Source organism: Galactobacter valiniphilus (genome assembly GCF_003575975.1).
Taxonomy (GTDB): domain Bacteria; phylum Actinomycetota; class Actinomycetes; order Actinomycetales; family Micrococcaceae; genus Galactobacter; species Galactobacter valiniphilus.
This window is the reverse complement of the sequence record NZ_QQXK01000016.1, coordinates 1-17,176: the sequence shown is the minus strand read 5'-3', so window position 1 is coordinate 17,176 and position 17,176 is coordinate 1. Positions and strand designations below refer to the sequence as shown.

Annotated in this window: 14 protein-coding genes and 1 riboswitch; of the genes, 7 read left to right on the top strand and 7 right to left on the bottom strand. The window is 69.2% G+C overall.

Going from position 1 to position 17,176, the window contains the following annotated elements; genetic code table 11:
• Window positions 1-53: 53 nt before the first annotated feature.
• Window positions 54-146, bottom strand: a riboswitch (SAM riboswitch).
• A 210-nt stretch (window positions 147-356) separates the two neighbouring features.
• The 3 genes from mgrA (at window position 357) to DWB68_RS09030 (ending at window position 3,914) form a co-directional block, all read left to right on the top strand.
• Window positions 357-1,421 carry an L-glyceraldehyde 3-phosphate reductase gene (gene mgrA, locus DWB68_RS09040; RefSeq protein WP_119424819.1) on the top strand — a complete coding sequence of 355 codons (1,065 nt, stop codon included), beginning with the start codon at window positions 357-359 and terminating at the stop codon, window positions 1,419-1,421.
• A 58-nt stretch (window positions 1,422-1,479) separates the two neighbouring features.
• Window positions 1,480-3,144 carry an ATP-dependent nuclease gene (locus DWB68_RS09035; RefSeq protein WP_119424818.1) on the top strand — a complete coding sequence of 555 codons (1,665 nt, stop codon included), beginning with the start codon at window positions 1,480-1,482 and terminating at the stop codon, window positions 3,142-3,144.
• A gap of 137 nt (window positions 3,145-3,281) precedes the next feature.
• On the top strand, window positions 3,282-3,914 hold the full coding sequence (locus tag DWB68_RS09030; protein ID WP_119424817.1) for a dienelactone hydrolase family protein: 633 nt from the start codon (window positions 3,282-3,284) through the stop codon (window positions 3,912-3,914).
• Between the two features lie 106 nt (window positions 3,915-4,020).
• Here the strand turns inward: DWB68_RS09030 and DWB68_RS09025 are convergent, their stop codons facing one another.
• Window positions 4,021-5,511: a DHA2 family efflux MFS transporter permease subunit gene (locus DWB68_RS09025; protein ID WP_119424816.1), complete on the bottom strand. Its 1,491-nt coding sequence runs from the start codon at window positions 5,509-5,511 to the stop codon at window positions 4,021-4,023.
• Window positions 5,512-5,744: 233 nt separating this feature from the next.
• Here DWB68_RS09025 and DWB68_RS09020 point away from each other — a divergent pair, with 233 nt between their 5' ends.
• Window positions 5,745-6,488: an SDR family NAD(P)-dependent oxidoreductase gene (locus tag DWB68_RS09020; protein ID WP_119424870.1), complete on the top strand. Its 744-nt coding sequence runs from the start codon at window positions 5,745-5,747 to the stop codon at window positions 6,486-6,488.
• Between the two features lie 97 nt (window positions 6,489-6,585).
• Here the strand turns inward: DWB68_RS09020 and DWB68_RS09015 are convergent, their stop codons facing one another.
• A complete protein-coding gene (locus DWB68_RS09015; RefSeq protein ID WP_147391629.1) occupies window positions 6,586-7,242 on the bottom strand; it encodes a TetR/AcrR family transcriptional regulator in 657 nt (218 codons plus the stop codon).
• Between the two features lie 463 nt (window positions 7,243-7,705).
• On the opposite strand from DWB68_RS09015, the gene DWB68_RS16675 reads away from it, so the two are divergent.
• Window positions 7,706-8,113, top strand: coding sequence for a helix-turn-helix domain-containing protein (locus DWB68_RS16675; protein ID WP_119424814.1), 408 nt, complete (start codon window positions 7,706-7,708; stop codon window positions 8,111-8,113).
• A 19-nt stretch (window positions 8,114-8,132) separates the two neighbouring features.
• Here the strand turns inward: DWB68_RS16675 and DWB68_RS09005 are convergent, their stop codons facing one another.
• Both DWB68_RS09005 and DWB68_RS09000 read right to left on the bottom strand, forming a co-directional pair.
• Window positions 8,133-8,732 (bottom strand): ClpP family protease, encoded by a 600-nt coding sequence (locus tag DWB68_RS09005; RefSeq protein WP_119424813.1) that lies wholly within the window; start codon window positions 8,730-8,732, stop codon window positions 8,133-8,135.
• Window positions 8,729-9,373: a ClpP family protease gene (locus DWB68_RS09000; RefSeq protein WP_119424812.1), complete on the bottom strand. Its 645-nt coding sequence runs from the start codon at window positions 9,371-9,373 to the stop codon at window positions 8,729-8,731. The genes DWB68_RS09005 and DWB68_RS09000 overlap by 4 nt, the downstream gene beginning before the upstream one ends.
• Window positions 9,374-9,541: 168 nt before the next feature.
• On the opposite strand from DWB68_RS09000, the gene DWB68_RS08995 reads away from it, so the two are divergent.
• Window positions 9,542-10,099 (top strand): hypothetical protein, encoded by a 558-nt coding sequence (locus DWB68_RS08995; RefSeq protein ID WP_119424811.1) that lies wholly within the window; start codon window positions 9,542-9,544, stop codon window positions 10,097-10,099.
• Between the two features lie 592 nt (window positions 10,100-10,691).
• On the opposite strand, the gene DWB68_RS08990 is transcribed toward DWB68_RS08995, so the two are convergent.
• Both DWB68_RS08990 and DWB68_RS08985 read right to left on the bottom strand, forming a co-directional pair.
• Complete coding sequence (locus tag DWB68_RS08990) at window positions 10,692-11,417, bottom strand: PhzF family phenazine biosynthesis protein (protein WP_119424810.1); 726 nt, start codon at window positions 11,415-11,417, stop codon at window positions 10,692-10,694.
• A 126-nt stretch (window positions 11,418-11,543) separates the two neighbouring features.
• Window positions 11,544-12,140, bottom strand: a complete 597-nt coding sequence (locus DWB68_RS08985) for a TetR/AcrR family transcriptional regulator (RefSeq protein WP_119424809.1) — start codon at window positions 12,138-12,140, stop codon at window positions 11,544-11,546.
• Window positions 12,141-12,390: 250 nt separating this feature from the next.
• Between DWB68_RS08985 and DWB68_RS08980 the strand changes: the two genes are divergently transcribed.
• On the top strand, window positions 12,391-13,476 hold the full coding sequence (locus tag DWB68_RS08980; protein ID WP_158588269.1) for a DUF1648 domain-containing protein: 1,086 nt from the start codon (window positions 12,391-12,393) through the stop codon (window positions 13,474-13,476).
• 149 nt (window positions 13,477-13,625) lie between these two features.
• On the opposite strand, the gene DWB68_RS08975 is transcribed toward DWB68_RS08980, so the two are convergent.
• On the bottom strand, window positions 13,626-17,024 hold the full coding sequence (locus DWB68_RS08975; protein ID WP_119424807.1) for a DEAD/DEAH box helicase: 3,399 nt from the start codon (window positions 17,022-17,024) through the stop codon (window positions 13,626-13,628).
• Window positions 17,025-17,176: the final 152 nt, after the last annotated feature.

Sequence of the window (17,176 nt, the reverse complement as noted above, 5' to 3'; positions counted from 1 at the left end):
TCACAGTCGAGGCGACTCCCCCGAGCACGCCGACGCCGCGGCAAGCGGCTGATCAGCCCCATCGGTCCTGGCGGGAGCACCGGCCCCGAGTGGGGTGGTTGCTGCGATGTCGACGAGCCAGGTCTCTCGATCGCTCTGGATGGCTGCAACGACTCAAGCAGAGCCGCGGCGGGGCGCGCACCCCGTCCGTCACGGCCCCGACCCCGTGCGTCACGCGACGCAATCAATCCCGGCCCAGCCGCGTCGTCGGGCGTCATGAGACGGCCCCCGGGCCGCACATGACGTTACCCCGGGTCACGCGCCCCGGGGCCCCGAACCGGCCCCGCGCCGTCCCGGCGCCCGTCTAGGCTGGGCCCATGAGCCTGCATCAGATCCGCCCCGTTCCCACCGAGGAATCGCACCGCCCCTACGTCGCCGCCCCCGGGCGCTACGACGGCACGGCGTACCGGCAGGTGGGCGGCTCAGGGCTGTACCTGCCGCCGCTGTCCCTTGGCCTGTGGTGGAACTTCGGCGACAACCGCACCTTCGACTCCCAGCGCGAGATCCTGCGCCACGCCTTTGACCGCGGGATCACCCACTTCGATCTTGCAAACAACTACGGCCCGCCGTTCGGCTCAGCCGAGGAGAACTTCGGGCGCATGCTGCGCACCGACTTCAAGCCCTACCGCGACGAGCTCATCGTCTCCTCCAAGGCCGGCTGGGACATGTGGCCGGGCCCGTACGGCGTGGGCAGCTCGCGCAAGTACATCCTGTCCTCCGCCGAGGCCTCGTTGACCCGCCTGGGCCTGGACTACGTTGACCTCTTCTACAGCCACCGCTACGACGAGAACGTGCCGGTCTCCGAGACGATCGGCGCGCTCGACACGCTGGTGCGCCAGGGCAAGGCCCTCTACGTCGGCATCTCCTCCTACTCACCCGAGCGCACCGAGGAGGCCGTGGCCGTGGCCCGCGATCTCGGCACGCCGCTCGTCATCCACCAGCCCGCCTACTCCCTGCTCAACCGCTGGGTCGAGGACGGCCTGACCGAGGTGCTCGACCGCTCCGGGCTGGGCTCCATCGCCTTCACGCCGCTGGCCCAGGGTCTGCTGACCAACAAGTACCTCGGCGAGGCGCCGGCGACCCGCGGTGGCGGCCGCTCCTCCGTGCAGGATCACGTCACCGAGGAGAACCTCGCCAAGGTGCGCGCGCTCAACGAGGTGGCCTCGAAGCGCGGGCAGTCGCTGGCACAGATGTCCATCGCCTGGCTGCTGCACCAGGGCGTGAGCTCCGTGCTGATCGGCGCCTCCTCCACGGCGCAGCTGGACGAGAACCTCGCCTCCTTCGAGAACACCGCGTTCTCCGCCGAGGAGCTTGCGGCGATCGACCGCATCACGAGCGGGGATACCGACATCAACCTGTGGGCTGTATCGTCCGAGCTCTAGACTGGAGTCGAACTTACCGCATAATGCGGCCACCGAATGATCCCCTTAGGAGAATCCCGTGCCAGGCTCACAACTAAATGCCGTTGAGAAGAAATTGGCCGATCGCTGGGATGCCTCAAAAGACACCTTCGGATATTTGCGGGGAGTAAAAGTGGAGCCCGGCGACGTTAGCGTTCCAGCACCAGGCATTCGGGGTATTGCGAACGTCGACCTTAGACTAAGGTACCCCGTTACAGTACTTGTGGGACCAAATGGTGCCGGCAAAACCACTCTGTTAAACCTATGCAGTTTGGCATTTCACTCCGAAGATCCGAAGCAAACCTTTAAATTCAGTGAATTCTTCTTCAGCACCGCGGAGGAAAAGGCCCCGACAAACCTAAGAATTACGTGGACTTACGGGACGGAGAAGCAAGGTGGGCGCGCGCAAACCACTATGAAGCGCATGGAGCTGCGAAAGTGGATGACCTACAGTCGCCGGCCAACTAAACCTTCATATTTCATTGGCATCGGCAGGATCGTGCCACCCACACAAAGCGGGCCGTCGCGACGCGCGCTTGCCAGTTCAGGTAAGCCGGACCGCGTTTTCAAGGACGACGATTGGGTTTCCGAGCAGATGTCGGCCATTTTTAATCGAAAGTACTCCGGCACTGAAATGGCCGAAAAGAGCGCCTATCGAGTCGGACAAATTAAACGTGGCCCAGAGACGAAGTACTCGTCATTCAACATGGGCACTGGGGAGATAGCTGTGTGGCGAATGCTCCGACGACTCAGCACTGCTCCAAAGAACAGCCTCGTCGCCATCGAAGAAGTCGAGTTGGGCATCCACCAGAGCGCACAGGCCGCCATCGCCCAGACCTTGGTACGTGCGGCCGATAAATTCTCATTGCAGATTGTCACAACTTCGCACGCCAGAGAATTTATCGACAATTTGCCTCGCAGATCGCGCATTTTGGTTGAACCCGAGGGAATTACTACACGGCGCTGCTCCGTCGAAGTCACTACGCGCCTGGCCCAAACCACCTTGATGGGGCGTCATGAGTCAAATCACGAGCTGCTGATCGTGTGTGAGGATGATCTCGCAGAGGCGTTGATACAAGAATTTCTAACACGCGACGAGCGCAAACGCGTCAAGATCGTCCCCTTCGGCGCCAAGAATCAACTCGTAAAGACCGCGCTCGATTTGCACAAGAACCAGCCAAAACTCCCGATTCTCATTGCGTGGGACGGCGAGACGACTGATAAAGAAATCCGCGACGCAGTCTCTTCTGTCGGAACCACCGAACCAGTCCAATCCTTCTTCAATTCTGGCCTTCTCTCGTGGACGCGATTGGGGTCCGAGACCATTATGCAATCGGGATACCAGCACAAGCCTGAAGTCGATGCTCCCGAACCCATGATTTGCTCAACTCTCCTTTCTGAGACTGCCGACTTGGGAGGATTGGCAGATCAATTCGGCACCACGGAACACGAACTTCGAGCTTTCCTCGAGAATTCTGGGCTAGAATTCCCAGACAAGCACAGTTTCTTCTACGAGATTTCCCTTCGCATGGCACTGGCTCCTGAGGTTGTTAGGGCCGGAATCGTACATGCCTTTGTCCAAACCTTAGTTGGTTCCGGAGAAGAAATACCCCTAGTTACTTCGGTGCGGCGGGCGCTCGGTGCAACGCGTAATCCAGTGGAGTGGCCGTCATCGCCAAAAAAGGGCGAAGCCACGAGTTCTTGACGGCCGTCCACCGCTCGGGAGCTTCAGCTGAGGAGCTCGCGGCGATCGACCGCATCACGGGCGGGGATACCGACATCAACCTGTGGGCTGTATCGTCCGAGCTCTAGGACATCCTGCCGTCACGAAAGGCCGTTCCCATGGCCCAGCTCCTGTTGCTTCATCACGTCCGCGGCATCACCGCCGGGGTGAGGTCCCTCGCGAACGCGTGGCGCTCGGCGGGGCACGAGGTGGTCGTCCCGGATCTGCTGGACGGCCGCGTCTTCGACACCGTCCCCGAGGGCGTGGACTACGCGCGCTCGGTGGGCTTCGAGACCATCAGCGCCCGGGGCGAGGAGGCGGCGGCCGACCTCTCCCCCGGCTTTGTGGTGCTGGGTCTCTCGCTCGGCGCGATCCCGGCCATGCGGGTGGGCGTGGGCAACGACGCCGTCGCCGCCGTCATCCTCGCCGGGGCGTGCCTCGACGAGGACGGCGTGGGCGCGCCGTGGCCGCGCTCCCTGCCGCTGCGCGTGCTCGCCTCGGAGGGCGACGAGGACTTTGTCATGGACGGGGACCTCGCCGCCGCCGAGGCGCTCGTGGCGCGCGGAGACGACGTGAAGCTGCGGCTCATGCCGGGCCAGGAGCACCTCTTCATGGACGCCCCCGATCCGGCCTCACTGGCCGCGACGGAAACCCTCTATGAGCTGGTGCTGCGCTGGCTCGAGCGGATCGACGAGTCCCTCCCCGACGAGGCGGACATCGAGGATCCGGTCGAGGACGACCTGTTCCTGTAGTTCAACCAGGACGACGACGCGGGGCCGGGTTCCGAAAGGAACCCGGCCCCGCGTGCATGGCTGGGGTGGGCGCGGCGCGCGCCACACCCGCGCGGCTGGAAGGCGACTAGTGGGCGGCACCCAGCGGCGCGCCGTCGTGCCCTTCCTCCAGTTCCTGCGCCGGGGACTGGCGCACCAGGAAGGCGAGGGCCACCGCGACGAGCGAGAGGCACGCGCCGACCACGAAGGCCGAGTGCAGGCCGGCCGCCATGGCCGGAACCGCGGCCTCGCCGGTGCGCAGGGCGCCGGCCGAGACGAGCGTCATGACGGTCACGAAGAGCGCCGTGCCGGCCGCACCGGCCACCTGCTGCAGCGTGGAGAAGATCGCCGAGCCGTAGGAGTAGCTCGAGGACGGCAGCGAGCCGAGCGCGTTGGTCATGAGCGGCGTGAACATGAACGCGAGGCCGATCGAGAGCACCACGTGCGCGGCGACGATGAGCCAGGTCTGCGTCCCGACGCCGAAGGTCGTCATGACCCAGAGGGCGCCGGAGACCACGATGGCGCCGGGGATGACGAGCGGGCGGGGGCCGAAGCGGTCGTAGAGGCGGCCCACGATCTCCGAGGAGACGCCCATGACCACGCCTCCCGGGAGCAGCATGAGGCCCGCGCCGAGGGTGTCCCAGCCGAGCACCTGCTGCACGTACAGCGGCAGGAGGATCAGCACGCCGAAGAGCGAGGCCGAGGAGAGCACCACGAGGACGATCGAGACGGTGAAGGTGCGCACCGTGAAGGGGCGCAGGTCAAGCAGGGCGCTGTCCGTCTTCTGGAGCGTGAGCTGGCGCCACACGAAGAGCGCGAGGGCCGCGACACCCACGCCGAGCGGCAGCAGCGGGGAGACCTCGGCGACGCCCTTGGCCGCCTCGCCGATCGAGGACAGGCCGTAGACGAGGCCGCCGAAGCCGAAGACGGAGAGCAGGATCGAGACGAGGTCGAAGCGCACGCGGCGGGTCTCGCCGATGTCCTTCAGGACGGTGAGGCCGAGGACCAGCGCCGCGATGGCGAAGGGCAGGACCAGGATGAAGAGCCAGCGCCACGGCAGCACGTGCAGGATCAGGCCGGAGAGCGTGGGGCCGATGGCCGGGGCCACCGCGATGACGATGGAGATCAGGCCCATGATGCGGCCGCGGCGGTGCGGCGGCACGAAGGTCATGGCCGTGGTCATGAGCAGGGGCAGCATGATGGCCGTACCGCCGGCCTGGACCACGCGGCCCAGGAGCAGGACGAGGAAGCCGGGGGCGATGGCCGCGAGCGCCGTGCCGGCGCTGAAGAGGCCCATGGCGATGAGGAAGACCGTGCGGGTTCGCAGGACCTGCAGGATCAGGCCGGTCACGGGGATGACCACGGCCATGGTGAGCATGAAGCCCGTGGTGAGCCACTGGCCCTGGCCCGCGTCGATGCGCAGGTCCTCCATGAGCTTGGGCAGGGCGACGCCCATGATCGTCTCGTTCAGGATGACCACAAAGGTGGCGGCGATCAGCACCGTCAGGGCGGTCTTGACCGCGGCTGGCAGCTTGTCTTGGTGCGGAGCGGGCGGGGCGGGCGGGGCGGTGCTACTCATAGAGATTCCTCAATCATTCGCGGCGAACCGTTCAAGTCTATGGTGAGCAACCCCGCCTGGGCACCCCTGATTCCCTCGCGTGAGGCAGAACACGTCGCCCCGAGTGGACGCCGGAGAGATCCTTCACTCTTGAGGGAACAAATATTGTCGCGCGGACATTACACGGAGTGATGACGGCGCAGGCCACCGGCGAGCGCCGCCCGGAACAACACACAAAGGCAGGCGTGAACAGCATGCAGCTTCAGGACAAGGTCATCATCGTCACCGGCGGCGCCTCTGGCATCGGCGGCGGCATCACCCACGAGCTCGTCGAGCGCGGCGCCAAGGTCGTGGCCGTGGACATCAACGCCGAGGCCGGCGCGGCCCTCGTAGCCGAGCTGGGTGAGGCCGTGCGCTTCATCCACGGCGACGTCTCCCTGCTGGAGACCGCCCAGAGCGCCGTCGCCACGGCCGTGGCCGAGTTCGGCGGGCTCAACGGCCTCGTGAACAACGCCCACGCCTCGAAGCAGAAGCCCTTCGTGGCGCTGGAGCAGGCCGATTGGGAGCTCTCCTTCAACACGGGCTTCAAGGCCACGATGCAGTTCATGCTGGCCGCCCACGACGAGCTCGCCAAGCAGGGTGGCTCCGTGGTGAACTTCGGCTCCGGCGCCGGCATCGAGGGTCAACGCACGCAGGCCGCCTACGCCGCCGCCAAGGAGGCCATCCGCGGCCTCTCCCGCGTGGTAGCCAACGAGTGGGCGCCTGAGAACATCCGCGTCAACGTGGTCTCCCCCATGGCCCTCACCGCCGGCGTCGCCGCGTGGAAGGACGCCTTCCCGGAGATGTACGCCGAGACCGTCGCCAAGGTGCCGCTGGGCCGCTTCGGCAACCCGCAGAAGGACGTCGCCCCCGTGGTCGCCTTCCTGCTCTCCGACGACTCCCAGTACATGACGGGCCAGACCCTCATGGCCGACGGCGGCACCATCAAGATGTACTGATCCGTCGCCTCGGGTGCCGCCCCCGACGCCCGCGACAAAAGCCAGCCGCCTCCCAGCCCTTAAAGGGCTGGGAGGCGGCTCGCTGTGCATGAGGCGACTATCCGACGTCGCGCATTCTGGCGGCGTCCTTGAGGCCGCGGCGCCCGGCCTCCCACCACACATCATCCGGCAGGTAGGTGTTCAGGAGCGCCTCGAGGTGCGCCGCCATCATCTCGGGGCGCACGGCCACGGTGTCCACCGTGACGGAGACCTGCGAGCCGAGCAGGAAGGTCATGAGGCCGTCCACGAGGATGTCCACCGTGATGCCCTCGCGCAGGCCCGTGGCGGCTTCCTGCTCCTTCACCCACACGCTCAGCTGGGAGCGCCAGCGGCCCATGTGGGTGTCGTTCACCTCGGCCATGGTGGCGTCGTGAGCGGCGAGCGCCCAGAAGCCGATGACGACGCGGGCCTCGTCCACGAGCTGCTGGTTGTGCGGAAGGATCTGCAGCGAAAAGGCGCGGACGGCGTCGAAGCCGGAGAGCCCCTCGGCGTCCGTCTCGAGGCGCTTGGCAATCTGCTCCATGACGTACTCGAACGTGGCCACCATGAGGTGTTCTTTGCTGCGGAAATACGGCTTGAGGGCGCCGTTGGCCATGCCGGACGCCGCGGCGACGCTGCGCAGGGTCACCCCACTCAAACCAGCGCGAGCGATGATCGTCCAGGCGTGGGCCATGAACTCGGCCCGCCGCTCGTCGTGATCAACAATTCTCGGCACGTCATCCCCCCGAAGTCCCGCCCATTCCCGGAACGAGGGAAGAGCCTTTGAGCCCAAGTTATCCCACTTTATCGACCCGCACGAGACGCGCGCTGAGTTGACGATCCGGGCGTTTGCGACGATGTTCCCCCCCTGTCGGGACGCGGGAATCGCGTCCCAGCAGCGGCGGCGGCGCTGCCACCGAACTCCTCACGTGGATGGGTATCACGCGTGCGCAGCGACCACGCGCCGGCGGGTCAATGCACTCACGAGCAGCCCGCCCTGCACGGCGGCTGCCGCGCGGCTGAGACCGCCCGCTCCCCACGATTACACCGGATCCCCCAGGGGATTTCAGTGGAGCTGGGGATGCCTGGGGAGTGTCCGACGGCGAAGCGGCCGTTCCGCTGGGAGCGGAGCGGCCTGCCCCCCGCGTGCCGTGCGGCGCTAACCTCGCCGCACGGACGCGAGCAAGCACAACCTACCCCTGTGGCGCGAGGCCGTCGGCGAGGCCCTGCGGGAGAAGCGCCACGAGTTCGGCCGCCGCCTCGTCGATCTGGCCGGCGATGCCGGCGTCTCACCGCAGTACCTCTCCGAGCTCGAGTGCGGGCTCAAGGACCGCTCCTCCGAGATGCTCGATGCCGTGGCAGGTGCCTTGGGGCTCGACGCCGCGGAGCTGGGCTTCCGGGCCGCGGCGCGGTTGCGCCGGGCGACCCGGGAGGCGGAGCTGGACTCCCTCGCGGCGGCCGTCCGGCGCGGGGACGCGTTGCCTGGCATTGCGCTGGGCGGTTCCGCCCACACCGTCGATCCGCTGCCCGAGCATCCGCTGAGCTCCGCCGACCCGACCGGCACCCCTTGGAGCGGCGCTGGAGAGGCCTTCCTTCTCGCTGCCTGAGCCGCCCACGCCGAGCACCTCAGGCCGCGCGCCGGGTCTCGATCACCTCGTCCGCCACGCCGTAGGCCACGGCATCGGCGCCGGGAAGCACGAGCGCCCGGTCGGTGTCGGCCCGGAGCGACTGGACGCTGCGCCCCGTGTACCCGGCCAGCAGGCCCTCCACCACCGAGCGCACGCGCTCGACCTCCTCTGCCTCCGGGATCAGGTCCGGGATGGCGCCGCGGGCCTCGGCGACCGGTTGGCGCAGCACCACGCGCGCGTGGGGAAGCAGGAGCCGGCGCCCGGGTTCCGCCGAGGCAAGCAAGAGCGCGGCGGCGCCGGAGACCTGCCCCACCACCGTCGCCGCGACCGGGGCTTGGATGTAGCGCAGCGCGTCGTGCACCGCGAGCACCGCGGACTCGGCCCCGCCCGCTGCATTGAGCACGAGGTCGATGGGCACCTGCGGGGACACGCTCTCCAGGTGCAACAGCTGCGCGATCACCGAATTCGCCACGTTATCGTCCACGGGCGTGCCGATGTAGACGATGCGCTCGGAGACCAGCCGCGAAAACACGTCGGTGACGCGCTCGGAACCGTTGGCGGCCCGCTCCACCACATGGGGCACCACGTACGTGCTCATCGGACGCTCGCCTGCCCCGTGCCCGTTGCTGAACTGCCGGCCAAGCCGACCCTCCGCTTCGTATTCAGGACCGACGCGACGTCCTGCACCACCTCATCAATGAAGCCGTATTCGAAGGCGCCGGAGGCGTCCCAGATGCGGTCGCGCTGCGAGTCGGCGGTGACGCGCTCCAGGGGCTGGCCCGTGTGCCGCGCGATGATCCCGAGGACGGTGTCGCGTGTGGTGCGCAGGCGCTCGGCCTGCAGCGCGATGTCGACCGCGGAGCCGCCGAAGCCCGCCGAACCTTGGTGGAGCAGGACGGTTGCGTGCGGGAGGGCGAAGCGCTTGCCCGGCGTGCCGGCGGAGAGCAGGAACTGGCCGGCCGAGTAGGCCATGCCGAGCGCGAGGGTGCGGACGTCGTTGGGGATGAGCTCCATGAGATCGGCGATCGCGAGCATGCCGGGGACGGAGCCGCCCGGCGAGTTGATCGCGAGGACGATGTCCGCGGCGGCGTCCTCTTGGGAGAGGAGGAGCAGCTGCGAGCAGATGGTCGAGACGTTGTCGTCCTCGAGGGCGCGGTCAAGCAGGATGATGCGGCGGCCGAGCAGGCCGGCGGCGACCTGCGCGTCGAGGGCCAGCGGCGGGTTCTGGTTCTGGTTCATGCCGACTATTCAGCGCCGGCAGGGCCGCCGGTGGAACGCCGCGCGGCTGACGGCGGATCTGCGCAGCGCGGTTCCGCTGGCGGCGGCGCGACACATCGTCCCACCGGCTGATCCGCCGAGGCTCGGAACCGTGCGACGATGAGCTCCTGCGCGACACAAAGGGGACGAATGAAGGCCTGGAACATCCCCCGACGCATCTGGATCGCCGTCTTCATCGTCGCCGTGGCGGTCACGGCCACCGCGGGCGTCCTTCTCTTCACCGACGGCACTAACGCCTTCAAGAGCTACGCGGGCATCACGTGCGACGGCAAGCGCCCCGAACGATCCCCCGAGCGGGCGGCCACGCTGTTGGTGACCTCTGCTCTCAAGGGCGACAAGGCCGGCGTCTGCCGTGCCGTCGGCGCCGGTCCAGGCCAGGGCTCGGAGTGGTTGAATGACGAGGCCATGACCTCGCTGCGCGAGGTGTTCACGCAACACGGCCTGACGGAGTCGAACCTCCGCGTGGTGGTTCCCCCGGAAGACCAGATGGGTAGCCATTACTCGGTCCAGCTGTACGCGGGCACGTCCGCTGCCGGCCCGCTCCACATCGGCGCGATGGCACACTGGGACGCCGGGTACACGGCCGACTTCCCCGAAGGAGTGCGCGGCCTGCCAGCACCTGAGGACGCGGAACCGCCCAGCGAGTCCAGCTCAGTCGACCCTTCGGCGTCGACCACGGCCGGCTAGACTCCGGCTTTCCCCATGCTCTTGGTGCTCTGTCCCGATGGATCACCTGGGCGCAGCTCGAAATGGATGGGCAAAGCCAAGAATGCGCAACGTAAGGAGGCGGGCACCCCGGCACGGGGGCCCGCCGTAGCCGTGCCGCGCGTCGCGGACGTCTGCCCGTGCGCGCAGCTGATCGCCGAGAGGCTCAGCGCCACCCCACGCAACTCGCCCTCGCCTTCGCACGGACCCATGAGGCCTTCGGCCCTGTCCTCTTCGGCGCTTCCTCGGGTGAGCAGTTCAGCCAGAGCGCCGCAGCCCTCGATCTGCTGGAGCGCGTGGGCGCCGGCGCCCTGCGCGCCGCCAGCGAGGGACGACAGCGGGACGAGGACGTTCCCGCCGACGGCACGTTCCCCGCGCCCGCCGCGTCAGCGTCCACCCAAGTCACCCCGAATACCCAGGCAAGCGGCCGGGTGCACACAGGGCATTCCCACCCTCGGCCCGTACTGTCGCAGACATCCTCAAGGGTGCGAGTGATGAACAAGGAAGCCCCGGCCACATCGGCCGGGGCTTCCTTCTTGTCCGAAGTCGCGGCCGAGCGCCGACGCCACGGCGACTACAGCCGCACCTCGCCCGAGACGCAGCCCGTCACCTGGCCACCCACCCAGATCTTCCCGCCCTCGAAACTCACGTTCACCCGGCCACGGCGCCCCACGACCGTCCTGTGGGCGGCGACATAGCCGCCGCCCACCACGCCGCCGTCGTGCAGCCATCGGTCCAGGCCCGCGTTAAAACTGCCCGTGACCGGATCGCCGCCCACAAAGGCGCGCACTTCAGATGCCTCGGCTCTCCCCTCAGAATGCGGGCCGATCAGACCGATGCGCAGCGTTCCGAGATCCGCGGGGTTCGGGCGCAGGGCCAGGACGTCGTCAGCGCTGGCGAGGCCCACACCGATCCATTCGGGGCCGTTGGCGATCCAAGACGCACCGAGGATGATGTCGGGCTCAACGCCGAGCGTAGCGGCCACAGTGTTCAAGGTGCTGGCGTCCAGCCGTTCGTATCGCGCCAGCGCCGACGCGGAGAAGGCGCGGCGTTCACCGTCCGCCCGCAGCCATGCGGCCGCCGAGCCGAGCGTGGGATGGCCATCAAACGGGAGCTCTTCGCTCGTCGAGAAGATCCGTACGCGGTAGTCGGCGCCGGGCCGCGCGAGCGAGCACAGGAAGGCGGTCTCGGCCAGAATCGTCCACTGCGCGAAACACTGCACCGCCTCGGCGCTCAGCCCCTCGGGGGCGTACACAACGGCCAGCGCGTTGCCGAAATACGGCTCAGCTGCAAAAAACATCACCCTCGCCGTACCGGCGCATCTCCATGCCCCCCAACGTCGCAAGGCTCGACGGCAGGTGGCCCGGGGTGGCCGGACACCTGAAGCGCGTCAGGCCAGCACGGCTACGGGCGCGGCGCGGTCCGCTCAGGCGCGGCGCGTGATGCGCTCGAAGAAGGCGTTGAGCAGCTCGCGCTGGGAGTCGAAGCTGAAGAGATCCGGGGCGAGAAGGCCCATGACGTTGACGCCGGCGTTGATGAGGATGATCTCGGAGACGAGCACCTCGTCGGATTCCGGCGCGGTCACGTCGCCGTCCTCGCGGGCCTCGGCGAGGAATTGCAGCAGGGCGGTGCGCCACTGGTCCAGGTGCTCTCGATAGGTGTCCGCCATGGACTGCTCGGTGGCGGCGCGCTCCCAGAAGGCCAGCAGCACGCGGCCGGCGGTGCGCTTCTCCTCGTCGTCCGGCATGGCCGCGAAGGCCATGGAGCGCAGGGCCTTCAGGCCGCGCACGTCCTCGGCCGCCTCGTTGACCACCTCGCCCATGCGCTCAAGCGAGGAGTCGTAGGTGGCCTTGATGATGTCGTCCTTGGAGTCGAAGAAGTGCTTGAGGGCGCCGTTCGCAAATCCCGCCTCCTTGGCGATCTCGCGCATCGTCGCCGCCTCGAGCCCGCCCTGGATGATCAGCCCGCGGGTGATGTCGGTGACGAGCCGGCGTCGCTCGGCATGGTCGATCTTCCTAGGCACGGGAGCTCCTTCAAGGGGACGGACGTTTGGGCACAGCTCCCACAAGTCTAAATTCGTAGACGAGTAACACCGTGCCCCTGGGCCCCACCATATCCAGCGGGCCGCCCGGAGCCGCGCAACGGCGCGGAATCCACGACGCTTTGCGCCTCATGGCCGCGCCGCGGCGGCTGGAGCCCGGGCGCCGGGCGCCGGAGGCTTGACGTTTTCACCGGCCCAGGCAGGATGAAGAGACCCCCCACCCAGGAGCATCGTGAACGCAAGAACTCCCTCCCCGGCACGCACCGCCCCGCGCGGCGTCGCCCGCCGCCGCTACGTGCTCGTCGCGCTCGTGGCGCCGGTCGCCCTTCTGCTCATCGTGGCGGCCACGCAGCTGCTGCTCATCCCGGACCTCGGCGCAACGGTGCCCACGCACTGGGGCCCGAACGGCGTGGTGGACGGCTGGGGTCCGGCCTGGACCGCCCCCGCGCTCACGGCCGGGATCGGCGTCGGCACCGTGGTTTTGGTCGGCGGACTGGGCCTGAGCGGCTTGGGCCAGGCCAGCGGCACGGGCGCCGGCCAGAAGCTCCGTTTCCTCGCGGCGATCACGGTGTGGTCGGCGGTCTTCCTCGCCGGATGCCTTGGCACCACCGGCGTCGGCATGGATGCCGACGGCCAGGAGCTGGGCCCGCGCCTTCTCATCGGCATGCTCGGCGGAGCGGCGCTGGGTGGGCTCGCGGCCTGGTGGGCGTACCGCGTCACGTGGGACGTGGCCGGAGACCGGCCAGCCGTCGAGCCGATCCCGGCGATCCTGTCCGACGGCGCACCAGCCACGTGGGAGCGCACCGTCGCGATGAGCCGCGGCATGTGGGCGATCCTGGCGGGGGTCGTCCTGATCACCGTTGGCATCGTGTTCCTCGGTTCGACCACGACCGAGCCGCGGCCTCTCGAGGATCCGAGGTTCTGGTGGACCGCTGCGGGCCTCGCGGCGCTCCTCCTCGCGATCGGCCTGACGACGTCCTCCGCCCGAGTGCGCGTCGATGCTTCCGGGCTCACCGTCCGCGGCACGATCGGCCTGCCGCGCATGAGCGTCGCGGCGGAGCAGGTCGAGAAGGCTGAGGTCCTCCCCGTGAGCGCCGTCGGCCAGTTCGGTGGCTGGGGCTGGCGCTACTTCCCCGGCTCGGGGTGGGGCGTCATTATGAAGAGCGGCGAAGCGCTCGTCGTCACCAAAAAGAACGGCGGCAGCCTGACCGTCACCGTGGATGACGCCGCCCGGGCGGCTTCCCTGCTCGGCGCGTACGCAGAGCGAGCTGGCGCGGCGGGCGCCCCGGGAGGGCCCGGCACCCCAGCCGCCCACTGACCCACCCCAGCCCTGGAGCGGAACCCGGCCCCTCGCCGTCGTGCACCGCGCCCGTGAGCCCCATAAAAGATCCGGAAAACGACGGGGCATCGTCGTTTCGACGATGCCCCGTCGTTTTCCGGATGCACAGAGGGGCGCGGCCCCGGCGCCTACCCGAACAGCTCGCGCAGCTCCGCCGCGCCGAGCGCCGTGGGCGAGGCCTGCGCGGCACCCATGACGGCGTCGAAGAGCTCGGCCTTGGCCTCCTTGAGCGCCATGACCTTCTCCTCGATGGTCTCCTGCGCCACGAGCCGGTAGACCATGACCGGCCGCTCCTGGCCGATGCGGTGCGCGCGGTCCACGGCCTGCGCCTCGACGGCCGGGTTCCACCACGGGTCCATGATGAAGACGTAGTCGGCCTCGGTGAGCGTCAGGCCCACGCCGCCGGCCTTGAGCGAGATGAGGAACACCGGAGCCTTGCCCTCGGTGAAGGACTCGAGGACGGCGGCGCGGTCGCGCGTGGACCCATCCAGGTACACAGCCTCGAGTCCGGCGGCCTCCACCGCCGTGCGAATGCGACCCAGGAACGAGGTGAACTGGCTGAAGACGAGCGCCCGGTGCCCCTCCTGCGCCAGCTGCGTGAGCCGCGGGATGAGCTCCTCGAGCTTGGCCGACTCGACGTCCTCCTGCTCCGGATCCACGAGCCCGGCGTGCAGCGAGGCCAGCCGCAGGCGCGTGAGTGCAGCAAACACCGCCACGCGGTTGGAGTCCAGGTCCTCGACGAGGCCCAGTACCTCCTGCCGCTCGCGCTGGAGCAGCGCGTCGTAAAAGTGCCGGTGCGCCTTGCCGAGCGTCACCGGCAGGATCTCCTCCTGCTTGGGCGGTAGGGCGGAGGCGACCAGCGCCTTGGTGCGGCGCAGCAGGAACGGGCGCACACGGGAGCGCAGCCGCTCCATGGCCGCCTCGTCCTGATGGCGCTCCACGGGCGTGACGACGAGCCGCGCGAACGACTCCTGCGTGGGATAGAGCCCCGGCGCCACCACGGCCAGGAGCGGCCAGAGCTCGCCGATCCGGTTCTCCACGGGCGTGCCCGTGACTGCCAGGGCGAACGGCGCGGCCAAGCCACGCACGGCCTGGAACGTCTTGCTCGCTGCGTTCTTGATGGCCTGCGCCTCGTCCAAGATGAGCCCGCCGAGGCCCAGCTCCGCGTACTCCTCAGCCTCGGAGCGCAGCAGCGTATAGCTCGTCACGAGCACGTCGGCGCCCTCGAGTACCTGGGCCAGCGTGCTCCCGCGGCGCTTCCGCGTGGCCTGGATGGTGCGCACCGTCAGGCCCGGCGCGTGTTGCGCCGCCTGCCGCTTCCACGCGCCCACCACGGAGGTCGGCGCCACCACGAGGAACGGCCCGGAGCCGCCCGCCCGCGCCGAGGAGACGAGCGAGAGCACCTGCAGCGTCTTGCCGAGGCCCATATCGTCGGCCAGGATGCCGCCGAGACCGTTCGCGTGCAGGAAGTGCAGCCAGTCAAGGCCCTCGCGCTGATAGTCACGCAGCTCGGTGACCACGCCGACCGGCTCCACGCGCGGCAGCTCGCCGCCCGGGCGCAGGGCGCGCGCCGCCTGGAGCCAGCGCTCGGCACCCGGGTTCACGAGGCCCAGCTCGTCGACGTCGTCCCAGAGCGCCACATCGCCCGCGCTCACGCGCACCGCGTTGGGGTCGCGTTGCCCGCGGCGCAGCTCGCGCGCCGCCTGGACCATGCGTGCCAGGCGCTCGAGCGCCGGGTGCTGCGCGCTCACGTAGCCGCCGGACGGGAGCAGCACGTGCTCCTCCCCCGCCGTGAAGGCGCCGATCACCTCGGCGAGTGGCACGCCCTCGCCGTCCACGAGGATCGTGACGGCGAGGTCCAGCCAGTCGACGCCGCCGGGCGCCTCGGCCGCGAGCTCGAAGGAGATCTCCGGGTCACCGGCGAGCTCCCGCAACTCCGGCGCGGGACCGGTCTCCCGCACCGCGAGCTGCTCGCGCAGCTCCGGCAGGAGCCGGCCCTGCAGCTGGATCAGTCGGGGACCGGCAAAGGAATGCACGACGGCGCGTGGCTTGCCCTGGCGGTCAAGCTCCAGGAGGGCGCGGGCCTGGGGCCCGGCCGCGAACGCCTCGAGCGCCGCGGCCTCGTCCTGCGGCGCCCGCTGCGGGCCGGGCGCACCGGGGAGCGCCGGGCCGAGCGGCACCACGGTGGGGCCGTTCGGCGTCGCGTACTCGAAGCCGAAGCCGAGCTCCGCTGGCTCCAGCCCGCTCCAACGCACCACCGCCACGAGCGCTGGAGGCTCGGGGATGTGGGCGCGCCAGGCAGGATCCTCGGCCACCACGGGAACGTGCTGGGCCAGCTTCGGCAGCAGCTCCCCCACGAGCTTCTCGCGGCCCTCGGCCGGGACGGGAACCGTCCGTGCCGTGCGGAGCATGTAACTGAGTCGATCGGAGAGCGGTCGCTCGAAGCGCACGAGCGTGCCGCGATAGGCGGCGGAGGCGCCCGGCTCCACGGAGGGGAAGGCCGGGGTGAGGAGCAGGGCGCCGTGGGCGCGGCGGCCCACCGGGATGAGCTCGCGGCCGGAGAACACCGCACCGTCCAGCTCCACGCCGAGCGCAACCGACGCGCCGGTTTCGCTCGGTCCCGCCGTGCCGTCGGCGGCCCCGCTGTCGCCGGCGTACGCGTCACCGCCGGCCGGTGCCAGCGGCAACCGCGCCACGCCGTCGCCCGCCGCGCCGTCGCCCGCCGCGTCGGCGCGCGGGGCCGCGTCGTCCACCGTCAGCACCACCGAGGCGCGGCCGGTCGCCAGCTCCACCGACACCAGGCCCTCATCGGCGAGGAACTCGACCCCCGCCTCGGCCGCGCGTTCAAGCGCGGCCCAGATCCGCGGCGTCGCGCCCTCGATGGCGCGTTCCTGCCCGGCCGCGCCCGGCCCATCCAGCGCCACGACCACCGTTTCGAGCGCCGCCTTCTGCGCGTCGTCGAGCACACCGGAGCCGTAGGCGTTGACGTCGGACCAGGCCGCGCCGGCCTTGACCCAGCGGCCCGTCTTGCCGATGCGCATCGGGCGCAGGGTCAGCGCCAAGGACCCGCCGTAGCGCGAGGGCGTGGGGTCCAGCTCGAAGCGCAGCCCCATGCGGGCTGGCGCCTGTTGCGCCTTGCGTCGGTGGCCCGGCGCCAGCGAGGCAAACTCGCGCAGCATCTCCTCGAGCGGATCGACCCAGAGGTCGGGGCGCCGCGTCGCGATGACGGCGGGGCCCTGCTCAGTCATAAGCACAAGGCACATGGCCACCGCGTGCTTGCATTGATGCGCTACGGGGCAGGAACAGGTTCCGGCGACCTTCGCGCCGCTCGCGTGCTCGGTCAGGACCAGCATGGTCTGGTAGCGGTGCGTCCCCTCCACGGTGCCCATGGCCACATAGCGCCCCTCGCTGACGGCGCGTTCGGTGATGCGTACCCCGCGTTCCAGGCCGCGGGCGCGTTGCACCGTGGGCGGGCCGAAGTCGCGCGTCAGGTGTGTCAGGCTCAGCCGGGACAGCAGGGGGTTCATGGCTCCATTGTGTCGTGCCGGGGCGACGCCGCGCGCCTAGGTGTTCTTCCCACGGTGGTTGTGGTCAGCGTGGCGTGACGGGATGAGGTGAGGACCTCCGGTATCGATGTGGGTTACCACACTCACTCGATCCACGGAGGTCCTCGTGTCCT

Coding starts and splice junctions, on each gene's coding strand:
- mgrA (WP_119424819.1), top strand. CDS start 357: ATGAGCCTGCATCAGATCCGCCCCGTTCCCACCGAGGAATCGCACCGC.
- DWB68_RS09030 (WP_119424817.1), top strand. CDS start 3,282: ATGGCCCAGCTCCTGTTGCTTCATCACGTCCGCGGCATCACCGCCGGG.
- DWB68_RS09025 (WP_119424816.1), bottom strand. CDS start 5,511: ATGAGTAGCACCGCCCCGCCCGCCCCGCCCGCTCCGCACCAAGACAAG.
- DWB68_RS09020 (WP_119424870.1), top strand. CDS start 5,745: ATGCAGCTTCAGGACAAGGTCATCATCGTCACCGGCGGCGCCTCTGGC.
- DWB68_RS09005 (WP_119424813.1), bottom strand. CDS start 8,732: ATGAGCACGTACGTGGTGCCCCATGTGGTGGAGCGGGCCGCCAACGGT.
- DWB68_RS09000 (WP_119424812.1), bottom strand. CDS start 9,373: ATGAACCAGAACCAGAACCCGCCGCTGGCCCTCGACGCGCAGGTCGCC.
- DWB68_RS08995 (WP_119424811.1), top strand. CDS start 9,542: ATGAAGGCCTGGAACATCCCCCGACGCATCTGGATCGCCGTCTTCATC.
- DWB68_RS08990 (WP_119424810.1), bottom strand. CDS start 11,417: ATGTTTTTTGCAGCTGAGCCGTATTTCGGCAACGCGCTGGCCGTTGTG.
- DWB68_RS08975 (WP_119424807.1), bottom strand. CDS start 17,024: ATGAACCCCCTGCTGTCCCGGCTGAGCCTGACACACCTGACGCGCGAC.